Here is an 8,982-nt window from a genome sequence, read left to right as displayed (position 1 = left end):
AAACCTTCCGACGGGAACAAGGACGGTCGCCGCACACCCGGAGGCATGCGTGAGCCACTCACACGAGGGAGAGAGGTTCGTCGGCGGCGGGTGAAGCACCCGTGCCGCCCGGCGACTCACCCAGTTCTACCCACCCCTCCGCCGCCCTGGCAAAGACCTCGCTTACTAGCCGGCCTCGCAGCCGGGGCCCGACGGCCCGTCGTCGTCGGGATCAAGGTCCGGGCAGGTGGGGGCGGGTGTGAGAGGGGTTCGAGCTGGCCCTTCCAGGTCCACTACCGTCGTTCGTATGTGACGTGGGTCCTGTGGGGCGCCTCACCGCCCGGCGCCCCGAATGTCACCCTCCGACACCGTTCGTACCCCGAGCCGTAGCCACGACGACGTGCTCGACGTCGTCGATGGCGATGAGGACGTTGTCCTTCCACCTGGGCGCCCTCGATGCGTCAGCCGCGCGCTACCGGGCGCAGGACAGGGTCAATCTCGGCCAGGATTTCGAGCAGCTGACGAGCGCCCCGAGAGACCCGGTCGTCGTCGCTTCCCCGCGCCAATCCCTGCGACAGCCGCATCGCGTCGTCCCTGTCGGAGGAGAAGCCGCCGAGCACGTCCATGATCGCGGTGCCGATCCAGTCGCGTTGGTTCGCATCGGCGGCTGACAGCGCGGAGGCGACGATGGACAGCCCCACCACGTCGTTACGTCGAAGCAGGGCTTGCGCCGTCACACGGGTGACGAAGGTGTCACCCGTGTCCAGTACGAGCTCCAGCAGGGGCCCGGCGGCCTCCGGCCTCTCCGCGAGGCCCGCCAGGGCACGACCCGCGTCGGCCCGATCTCGGTAGTCGCGGCTTCGCGCGAGCTCGATGAGCACCATCACCGCCGCGTACCGCAGAGCGCTGTCCACCGGCTCGTCCATCTCCCCCCGTGCGTGTGGCGAACGTACCAGCGAGGGCGGGGGGTCACTCGACGCGGGCGTCTACAGGTGGGCGCCGGCGGGGACCCACGGGAACTGGAACCAGGGGAACGTGCTGGTCTAGCCGTGGTCGGCGACGTAGTGGCCGACCAGCTGCGGCGGTGCTGAGGGCGCCAACGGGCACCTGCCGGTCCGGTCCTGACCCCGGTGTCCCGTTGCTACTGGTCATCCGCGTCACCGGCCATTTGCGGTGGCCCGTTGGCCCCGGCCCTCTCAGTTACTTACTGCACTGCGTCAATTCGCCACCCTGCCGGACGCTGTACTGGCCGGGCGGCACGTTCATGACCTGGAAGCCGCCGTTCTCGGCGATGTCGACCGTCCCGCCGAATCCGGCCGATCCGTACACGTAGGCCGGCCCCGGGGTGAAGCCGCCACCGGAGAGGTGCACCTTGCCGTTGTCGAGGACGCCCGAGGTCGAACAGGTCGCGGCCGGGACGGCGGCGGACGGGGACTGGGCGACCGCCGCGAAAGCGGTCGGGGTGGCGGCGAGGGTGATCGCAACGAGCGGGCTGAGGACGAGGAGGCGTGTGCGACGGTTCATGAGTCTTCCTTAACGGGATTAATCGGGAGCCGCGGCCGCCTTTCCATCCTCGCCCCGCGCGTACCCCGGTGCTACCGGGCCGGAGCGCCGACCGTCCCGCAGGCGATCCTCGTCACATTCGCCGCCACCTCGGAAAGCCACGTCGCGCTCGCGGTCGCCTCCCGCTCCGCTAGGGACTCCCCTCGGTCCCAGCCCTCGGGCAGGGCGGTGTTGCGGGCGTGCGTGGGCGTCGTATCCGTCCACGTACGACTGCAGGGCGGCGATGAGCGAGATCCGCTCGACAAACACGCGCGGCCGCTTGGCGAACTCGCCCCATCACTCGCGCTCGCTCGTGTCGGTGAGATCTACACGCCCATCACCCTTCGGGCGGGCCGACGTTGGCGTCGATGATCTTGGAGTCGGGGCCCACGAGACGTTCCACGACGGGCCGGAGACGATTCAAGCCATCGACAGCTACCCGATCCGGCAACGCCGAGGCACTCCTGAGGGTCGGCTATCGTCCCTGCGTGCCGTACATATCCCCCCTCACCCAGCGGACGGCTGCCGCCCCGGCCGTCCGACCCGGCGCCCGGCTCGGCTGGCTGGATGCACTCCGTGGCATCGCCGCCCTGGTCGTGGCACTGCACCACTTCGACGTGCTCAGAATGCTGCCCTTCGGAGGCACGGTCTGGCGCAACTTCGACATGGGCCTGTTCGGCGTCATGCTGTTCTTCATCGTCAGCGGCTACATCATTCCGGCCTCCCTGGAGCGACGGGGCGACGTCCGCGCCTTCTGGATCGGCCGGATCTTCCGGATCTATCCGGCCCTGATCGCCGCCTTCGTCCTCTCGATCATGATGCTGCCGGCCGGGGACGGCTCGGTCGCGCTGCTGCGCACCGGGGACGACCTGGCCTCGCTGGTCGCGAACGGCCTGATGCTGCAGGACCTGCTCGGCGTCATCAACGGCATGAACGTCACCTGGACGCTGTGCTACGAGATGATCTTCTACTTCTTCGTCACCGCGCTGTTCACCGGTGGCCTGCACCGGCACAGCGCGCCGATCGCGGCGGGTCTGGCCGCTGTCGCGCTGGCGGCGGGTACGGCCGTCGGCACCCAGCTCCTGAGCGCGGAGATGGGCTCGGCCCGCCAGCTCGTGCTGATCGTGACGCCGGTCGTGCTCGTGGGCCTCGCCGGCGTGCTGAGCGGCAGGCGCTCGCTGACCGGGGCGGGCGCCCTGGTGCTCGCGGGGGTCGGCCTGGTCCTGGTCACGCTCAACAGCCGGGCCCCCGCGTTCGAGACCTGGATGATCTTCGCGACCATGTTCGCGGGGACCGTCGTGTACCGGGCGCAGCACGGACAGCTCGCCCGGGTCCCGGCCCTGCTCTCCTGCGGTTTCGTCGTCGTCGCGGGCGTCGTCGTCGGCCGGCTGTACAACCACGGCGAGGCCCTGGACCGGACCTGGTCCGCGGGCTGGGAAGCCTGGTCGATCGCGTACCTCGCCGCGTGGGCGCTCTTCGGGGTCGGCTTCCTCCTGCGGGAGCGCCGCTTCCCGAAGGTGTTGACGTGGCTCGGCGCGATCAGCTTCTCGGTGTACCTGCTGCACATCCCGCTGCTACGCGTCGTCGAGCCGCTGGTGGGCGTTCCTCCGCAGCCGTCCTCGACGCTCGGCCGGATCGTCTGGACGGCGCTCTTCCTCGGCGTGGTCGCGGCCGTCAGCTACCTGATGTACCGCCTGGTCGAGATGCCGATGCAGCGCCTCGGCCGACGCGTGCAGAAGGCGGCGGACCGGCGCTGGCCGCGATCCGTACCCGCGGCGGTCGGTGCGCCCGCGACCGATGCCACCGGCCCCACCGGGGCCGGGACCGATGCGGCCCTGTCCGGTACGTCCCGGGCCTGAGGCGGCGGCCGGCTGCGCCAGCGGCCGTGGGCGCCTTGACCGATGCCGGGCCTGGTCCGGCCCGGGCTGGCTGCCCTCGGCATCGGCGACGGAGTGGTCTTCACCGCCATGTTCGTCGCCGCCACCGGGGTCCCCGGCCGACAGCAGGGCACCGCCTCGGGGGGCTCGGGCATGGGCGCGGCCGTTGGCCTCGCCGTCCTCGTCCTCCGCGCCGCTCCCCGACACCGTCCGCACCGGTGCCGACGCCTGTGCCGTACCGGACCCCGTCGCTGCTGACAGCGGTGGTGGCAGCGGCGGACACCGCGCCCGGCGCGGCGTACGCTCGTTCGCAGGGGACGCGTGATCGACAGCGCCGAGGCGAGCCGGGCCCGAATCCGGACCCGGACCCGGTCCCGGACGAGACCGCGGGAGGATCCATGACCGCACTCGGGGATCTCATGGGGATCGACGACCGGACCGTGCTGGTCCTCGGGCAGGAACTGTCCGTCGAGCACGATCAGCCGGACGTCGCCAACGCCCTCGTACACCGGGTCGGCGACACCCTGGTGCTGGTCGACACCGGCGCCACGGCGACGTTCCGTGCGGCGCTGCGAGAGGCTGCGGAGCAGGTCGGGAGCTGGTCCCGGGCACTCCTGCTGACCACCCACGGCCACGTCGACCACATCGCCAACAACGACCTGGCCGACGAGCTGGGCGTGCCGGTGGAGCACTACGTACCCGCCCTCGACGTCGACCAGATGCAGCACCCCACGCAGTACTGGGTGCGGTCCTTCGACCGCATCGTCGGGTTCGCACCGCTGCCCGCACCCTCCGTACTCGCCGACCGGCTGATGTCGCTGTTCCAGCCGATGCGGCCCTTCGGCGCGACGACCCGGACCTACGAGGAGCGGCCGCTGGAGCGGATTCGTATCGGCTCGCTCCGCTTCACCGGCTGGACCTTCGCCGACGGGGCGGTCCGCGTGCTGCGCAGTCAGGGGCACTGCGCCGGACACGTGATCGTGCACCTACGGGACTGCGGGGTCCTCCACCTGTCCGACGAGGGCAACGGACCCTGCGGTGCGATGGCCGACGCCGACCAGCTCAAGCTCCAGACCGTCCTCGGCTCCGTCGCGCTCCTCTTCGAGGAGGGGGAGGCCACGGTCCTCACCGACGGGCACACCTTCGCCCTGCGCCGGGGCGCCGAGGCCGTGTCCTACCTGGACGGGCTGCTGGAGCAGGCCACCGCACTGCATGCGGCGGCACTCGGGCTGACCGGGGAGAGCGGGCGGGTCCGGCCGAGCGCGTTCACGACCGGCTTCGCGGAACGTTTCGCCGAACTGGGGGGCGGCGGCGCCAACCCGAACGCGATGTTCACCGCCATGTCGGCGGTCAACCAGCTCCACGAGCTCGGGCTGCGGCCGGAGACCGACGGGATCGACTCGCCGTGGTCCCGGCCCGCGCTCCGGAACCCCGAGCCGCCCGACCGTGGGGGTGAGGCGCTTTCGCACGGGGCCGCTGCCGCGCGGCACCTCCCCCGATGACACGCGGCGCGGCCGGTCGCACGACGGGCTGGCTCCGACATCCGCGCGTTACCGGGACGCGGCGTTCAGCCGAATGGCCGAACCGCCGGTGGAGCCCAAAGGTGGGCATACTGCACTCATGGGCCACTGGAGGACGGTCGTCACAGGTGCCCGTGCTCGGCTGGGCCAGGCGCTCTTCCTGCGGGTGGCGGGGCCGGACGGCCCGGCCACCCGGGACCGGATCCACCTCACACCCGGTCCGCGCTGGTTCGACCCGGACCACCCGGTGCGGCGGGTCCACGCCGACGCCGCCCTGTTCGTCGGCGGGATCAGTGCCCTCCTCCTGCAGTCCCTGCACCCCCTCGCGATGGCCGCCGTGGCCCGGCATTCCGCCTACCGGGAAGACCCCTGGGGCAGGCTCCAGAGCATCAGCACCTTCCTCGCCGTCACCACCTTCGGCACGGCCGACGACGCCCAACGGGCGGTCGACCGGGTCACCGCGGTGCACCGGACGGTCCACGGGCGGGCTTCCGGGGGTGAGCCGTACGCAGCGACGGATCCCGCCCTCCTCGCCTGGGTGCACGACGCCGAGCTGAGCTGTTTTCTGCGCTCCCACCAGCGCTACGGCGCCCAACCGCTGAGTGGCCCGGACCAGGACGCGTACGTGGCCGGCATGGCGCGGGTCGGCGCGGCACTGGGCGTCACCGACCCGCCGCGCAGCGTCGCGGAACTCGCCGCCCGTATGGAGGAGCACCGGCCGCAGCTCCGCGGCACCCCCGAAGCGAGGGAGGCGGCCCGCTTCATCCTCCGCCACCCGCCGCTGCCGTGGGCCCTGCGTCTGCCGTACGCGGCCCTGGCCGCGGGTGCGGTCGTACTGCTGCCGGAGTGGGCCCGGGCGGAGCTGGGGCTGCCCCGGCGGCTCCCGCTGGAGCGGTGGTGGGTCCGGCCCGCGGCCCGCGCGGCGGTCGGGCTGGTCCGGTGGTCGCTGAATCCGCCGCCCGCACCGGCCCGGGCCGCCGACCAGCCTGTCGGGTGACGGGCAGCGGTCCCGTGGGGCGCCGCCGCGTCGGGTTTCGCCGGCCGGGGACCGGGCAGCCGCCAGCGGGGGGCTCGGGTGGCAGCAGCGGCTCGAGGAGCAGGAGCGAGGAGGACGGACATGGACGAGCAGGGCGGAGCAGGAGGAGTCCCGCTGCACCACGGGGAGGAACACGACCGACACGCGCCGCGCGCCGACCGCCGCGATGATGAGAAGACGGCCGCCGCCGACACCGACGAGGCCAGCCGTCTCGACCGCCCGCAGCAGCCCGAGAAGCCGGGCGGGAAGGGCACGCGCTGGGTGAGCCCCCAGGACGACTGAGCTTCCCCGCGCCGACCGAGTCCCATACGTCGACCCGCACAGGGGCGGGCCCGCGTAGCGCGGTATTGCTTAGCGCGAGCGGTCCGGCCCAATGCATCGAGGAGGTACCTCATGAGTGAGCCCAAGCAGCGGCGTCACCGCGCCCCCACCCCGCCGTCGCAGGCGGTCGGCGAGAGCGGGGACCGCGAGGCCCGCGAGGCGGCGGAGGAGGCGGTTGTAGGCCGTACGGGAGAGTCCGGTAGCCGCGGCGCCGCAGGCCGTACCGCGAAGCGGCAAAGCCCGGGGATCGGCCGGGAGGAACAGATCCGGGAGCACCCGCAGGGAGACGATCGCACCGAGGAGAGCGGGGACCGCTGACCCAGGGCACAGGGGCGTACGTGACAGCGCACCCGGAGAGATCGGAGATCGCCGTGAGCAGCCGGGTTATCAGCGTGGACGACAGCTGCTTGAGCGCCTTGCAGGAGCTGAAGAGCAGACGGGAGATCAACACGCTCGTCTACCGGCTGAACGAGGCCTTGGAGACGGTGGTCGTCGAGAGCCAGGCCAACCTGACGCACGAGGAGATGCTGGCGTCGCTGCCGGCCGACGAGCCCAGGTTCGTCGTGTACGACCTGCACTTCGCCTCGGCGGACGGAACCCGCCGGAGCGACCTGGTGATGATCTTCTGGATCCCCGACGCGGCGCCGCCCGCGCACAAGTTCGCCTACTCCTCCGCCGAGCGCGTCCTCCAGGACGTCCTCGACGGCATCCAGGTCACCGTCCGGGCCACGGACCTGTCCCGACTGGCCTACAACGAGCTCGCGTCCCAGGCGGTATGAACGTGGCCGGGACCATGAGCAGACCGGTGATCATGCCGTGAAGGTGACCAGGTAGGTGGTGCAGAACATGTCCGCTCTCTTGACCGACAGCACCCTGTCCCTGCTGGCCCACGGTTACGCGTGGGGCCCCGACCTGCGCCGCGCCCACGGCGGTGCCTCCGTGGTCCGCACCCACCTGTTCGGCCGGCCCGCCGCGCTCCTGCACGGGCCCGCGGCGGTCGACCTCTTCTACGACACGAGCCACGTCCAGCGGCACGGCGCCCTCCCCGCGCAGGTGCTCGACCCCCTCTTCGGCGAGGGAGCGGTGCACGGTCTGGACGGGCCGCCACACCGGGTGCGCAAGGAGCTGTTCGTCTCCCTCCTCATGTCCGCGGACGCCCTCAGTGCCCTGACCGAGAGCATCGAGCGCGGCTGGCGCGAAGCCGTGGCGGGTTGGGAAGGGCGCCGGGTGGTCCTCTTCGACGAGGTGGCCGTACTGCTCACGCGGGCGATCTGCGAATGGGTGGGGCTGCCGGTCCCGGAGGACGCGGCCCGGGAGATCGCCGACGACTGCGTCACCATGATCGACGGGGCCGCCGGGGCCGGGCCCCGGCGGCTGCGGGCCCGACACGCCCGGCGCCGCCAGGAGCAGGCCCTCGCCGCCGCCGTCATCGACCTGCGCGCGGCCGGGCCGCACCCGGACGGGATCTTCGCCGCGTCCCAGCACTCGGCAGTGGCCGGGAGCCCGCTGGAGGCCGTCGCGCGGCACCGCGATCAGGACGGGACCCTGCTCGATCCGCACACGGCGGCCGCCGAACTGCTGAACATCATCCGCCCCACCGTGGCCATCGCGTGGTTCGCCGTCTTCGCCGCCCACGCCCTGCACCGCCATCCCGGCGGGCGCGAACAGCTGCGTACCGGTGGGTCCGCGTACGCCCGGGCGTTCGCCCACGAGGTCCGGCGCTTCTACCCCTTCGTCCCCTTCATCGCAGGCGTCGCCGTCGACGACTCCACCCTCGACGATCACGAGATCCCCGCCGGGACCCATGTCCTCCTCGACGTGTACGGACACCACCACGATCCCGATCTGTGGGAGCGGCCGTACCACTTCGCTCCGGGGCGCTTCCTCGGTCACGAGCCCGACCGTGACCTGCTGATCCCCCAGGGCGGAGGCGACGCACGTACCGGCCACCGCTGCCCCGGTGAGGACATCACCGTCGCCCTGCTCGCCGCGCTCGCGCCGGCCCTCGCCGACCTGGACTTCGCCGTACCCCAGCAGGACCTGTCCATCCCGCTGGGCCGGATTCCGACCCGGCCCCGCAGCGGATTCGTCATGGAGGTCGCACATCAGCCGCGGAGTCACCGCGCCCGGCGGTTCCAGCGCCAGTCCTGAGCCACCGGCGCCCAGCAATGGGAGGATCCATGACCCGACGTGTCCGTCGTGTCCACGAGGTGATGACCAAGAATCCGGTGGCCGTCGAGAAGACGACGTCGCTGGCGGACGTCGCGCGGGTGATGCGGGACGCCGACATCGGTGACGTCCTCGTCGTCGACGGGGGCCGGCTCCGCGGCATCCTGACCGACCGGGACCTGGTCGTGCGTGCCATGGCCGAGAACAGGGACCCGGCGGAGACGACCGTGCAGGCCGTCTGCAGCAGCGCACCGGTCACCGTACGGCCTGACGACGGTGTCGACCACGCCGTCGATCTCATGCGTCGCAAAGCGCTGCGGCGCCTGCCCGTGGAAACCGAGGACGGCGATCTCGTCGGCGTCGTCACCCTGGGCGACCTCGCCGTGGAACAGGACCCCGGTTCGGCCCTGGCGGCGATCTCGGCCGCGGAACCCGGCACCTGACGCCCGCCACGGCGGCGCCGGTGGCAGGCCGTCCGTTCGGCGTCCGTTCGGGTGCAGTCGGGGCCGCGGCGGGATGGCCGCGCGGCTCCGGGTAG

At 72.2% G+C, this 8,982-nt stretch carries 11 protein-coding genes; 9 read left to right on the top strand and 2 right to left on the bottom strand.

From position 1 onward, the window contains the following. Nucleotides 1–440 precede the first annotated feature (440 nt). Both ACZ6JT_RS31475 and ACZ6JT_RS31470 read right to left on the bottom strand, forming a co-directional pair. Nucleotides 441–905 (bottom strand): hypothetical protein, encoded by a 465-nt coding sequence (locus tag ACZ6JT_RS31475; protein WP_469214984.1) that lies wholly within the window; start codon nt 903–905, stop codon nt 441–443. Nucleotides 906–1,179: 274 nt separating this feature from the next. After that, nucleotides 1,180–1,503 carry a hypothetical protein gene (locus tag ACZ6JT_RS31470; protein ID WP_469214982.1) on the bottom strand — a complete coding sequence of 108 codons (324 nt, stop codon included), beginning with the start codon at nt 1,501–1,503 and terminating at the stop codon, nt 1,180–1,182. Between the two features lie 506 nt (nt 1,504–2,009). On the opposite strand from ACZ6JT_RS31470, the gene ACZ6JT_RS31465 reads away from it, so the two are divergent. The 9 genes from ACZ6JT_RS31465 (at nt 2,010) to ACZ6JT_RS31425 (ending at nt 8,887) form a co-directional block, all read left to right on the top strand. Beyond that, nucleotides 2,010–3,380, top strand: coding sequence for an acyltransferase family protein (locus ACZ6JT_RS31465; RefSeq protein WP_469214980.1), 1,371 nt, complete (start codon nt 2,010–2,012; stop codon nt 3,378–3,380). 42 nt (nt 3,381–3,422) lie between these two features. Then, nucleotides 3,423–3,656, top strand: a complete 234-nt coding sequence (locus ACZ6JT_RS31460; RefSeq protein WP_469214978.1) for a hypothetical protein — start codon at nt 3,423–3,425, stop codon at nt 3,654–3,656. Between the two features lie 140 nt (nt 3,657–3,796). Further along, a complete protein-coding gene (locus ACZ6JT_RS31455) occupies nt 3,797–4,900 on the top strand; it encodes an MBL fold metallo-hydrolase (RefSeq protein WP_469214976.1) in 1,104 nt (367 codons plus the stop codon). Between the two features lie 118 nt (nt 4,901–5,018). Beyond that, a complete protein-coding gene (locus ACZ6JT_RS31450) occupies nt 5,019–5,915 on the top strand; it encodes an oxygenase MpaB family protein (protein WP_469214974.1) in 897 nt (298 codons plus the stop codon). 120 nt (nt 5,916–6,035) lie between these two features. Beyond that, nucleotides 6,036–6,236 carry a hypothetical protein gene (locus ACZ6JT_RS31445; protein WP_469214972.1) on the top strand — a complete coding sequence of 67 codons (201 nt, stop codon included), beginning with the start codon at nt 6,036–6,038 and terminating at the stop codon, nt 6,234–6,236. Nucleotides 6,237–6,347: 111 nt separating this feature from the next. Further along, nucleotides 6,348–6,593 carry a hypothetical protein gene (locus ACZ6JT_RS31440; protein ID WP_469214970.1) on the top strand — a complete coding sequence of 82 codons (246 nt, stop codon included), beginning with the start codon at nt 6,348–6,350 and terminating at the stop codon, nt 6,591–6,593. A 20-nt stretch (nt 6,594–6,613) separates the two neighbouring features. Next, a complete protein-coding gene (locus tag ACZ6JT_RS31435; RefSeq protein ID WP_469214968.1) occupies nt 6,614–7,054 on the top strand; it encodes an actin-binding ADF family protein in 441 nt (146 codons plus the stop codon). 67 nt (nt 7,055–7,121) lie between these two features. Then, nucleotides 7,122–8,426 carry a cytochrome P450 gene (locus ACZ6JT_RS31430; protein WP_469214966.1) on the top strand — a complete coding sequence of 435 codons (1,305 nt, stop codon included), beginning with the start codon at nt 7,122–7,124 and terminating at the stop codon, nt 8,424–8,426. Nucleotides 8,427–8,455: 29 nt separating this feature from the next. Continuing rightward, nucleotides 8,456–8,887: a CBS domain-containing protein gene (locus ACZ6JT_RS31425; RefSeq protein ID WP_469214965.1), complete on the top strand. Its 432-nt coding sequence runs from the start codon at nt 8,456–8,458 to the stop codon at nt 8,885–8,887. Nucleotides 8,888–8,982: the final 95 nt, after the last annotated feature.

This window comes from Streptomyces sp. NPDC046308, assembly GCF_055588065.1.
Note: the sequence above shows the minus strand (reverse complement) of the source record. Positions and strands in the feature narration are given on the sequence as shown.

Excerpts from the sequence above, each read along its gene's own strand:
- ACZ6JT_RS31475 (WP_469214984.1), bottom strand. The coding sequence starts at position 905 with ATGGACGAGCCGGTGGACAGCGCTCTGCGGTACGCGGCGGTGATGGTG.
- ACZ6JT_RS31470 (WP_469214982.1), bottom strand. The coding sequence starts at position 1,503 with ATGAACCGTCGCACACGCCTCCTCGTCCTCAGCCCGCTCGTTGCGATC.
- ACZ6JT_RS31460 (WP_469214978.1), top strand. The coding sequence starts at position 3,423 with ATGCCGGGCCTGGTCCGGCCCGGGCTGGCTGCCCTCGGCATCGGCGAC.
- ACZ6JT_RS31455 (WP_469214976.1), top strand. The coding sequence starts at position 3,797 with ATGACCGCACTCGGGGATCTCATGGGGATCGACGACCGGACCGTGCTG.
- ACZ6JT_RS31450 (WP_469214974.1), top strand. The coding sequence starts at position 5,019 with ATGGGCCACTGGAGGACGGTCGTCACAGGTGCCCGTGCTCGGCTGGGC.
- ACZ6JT_RS31445 (WP_469214972.1), top strand. The coding sequence starts at position 6,036 with ATGGACGAGCAGGGCGGAGCAGGAGGAGTCCCGCTGCACCACGGGGAG.
- ACZ6JT_RS31440 (WP_469214970.1), top strand. The coding sequence starts at position 6,348 with ATGAGTGAGCCCAAGCAGCGGCGTCACCGCGCCCCCACCCCGCCGTCG.
- ACZ6JT_RS31430 (WP_469214966.1), top strand. The coding sequence starts at position 7,122 with ATGTCCGCTCTCTTGACCGACAGCACCCTGTCCCTGCTGGCCCACGGT.
- ACZ6JT_RS31425 (WP_469214965.1), top strand. The coding sequence starts at position 8,456 with ATGACCCGACGTGTCCGTCGTGTCCACGAGGTGATGACCAAGAATCCG.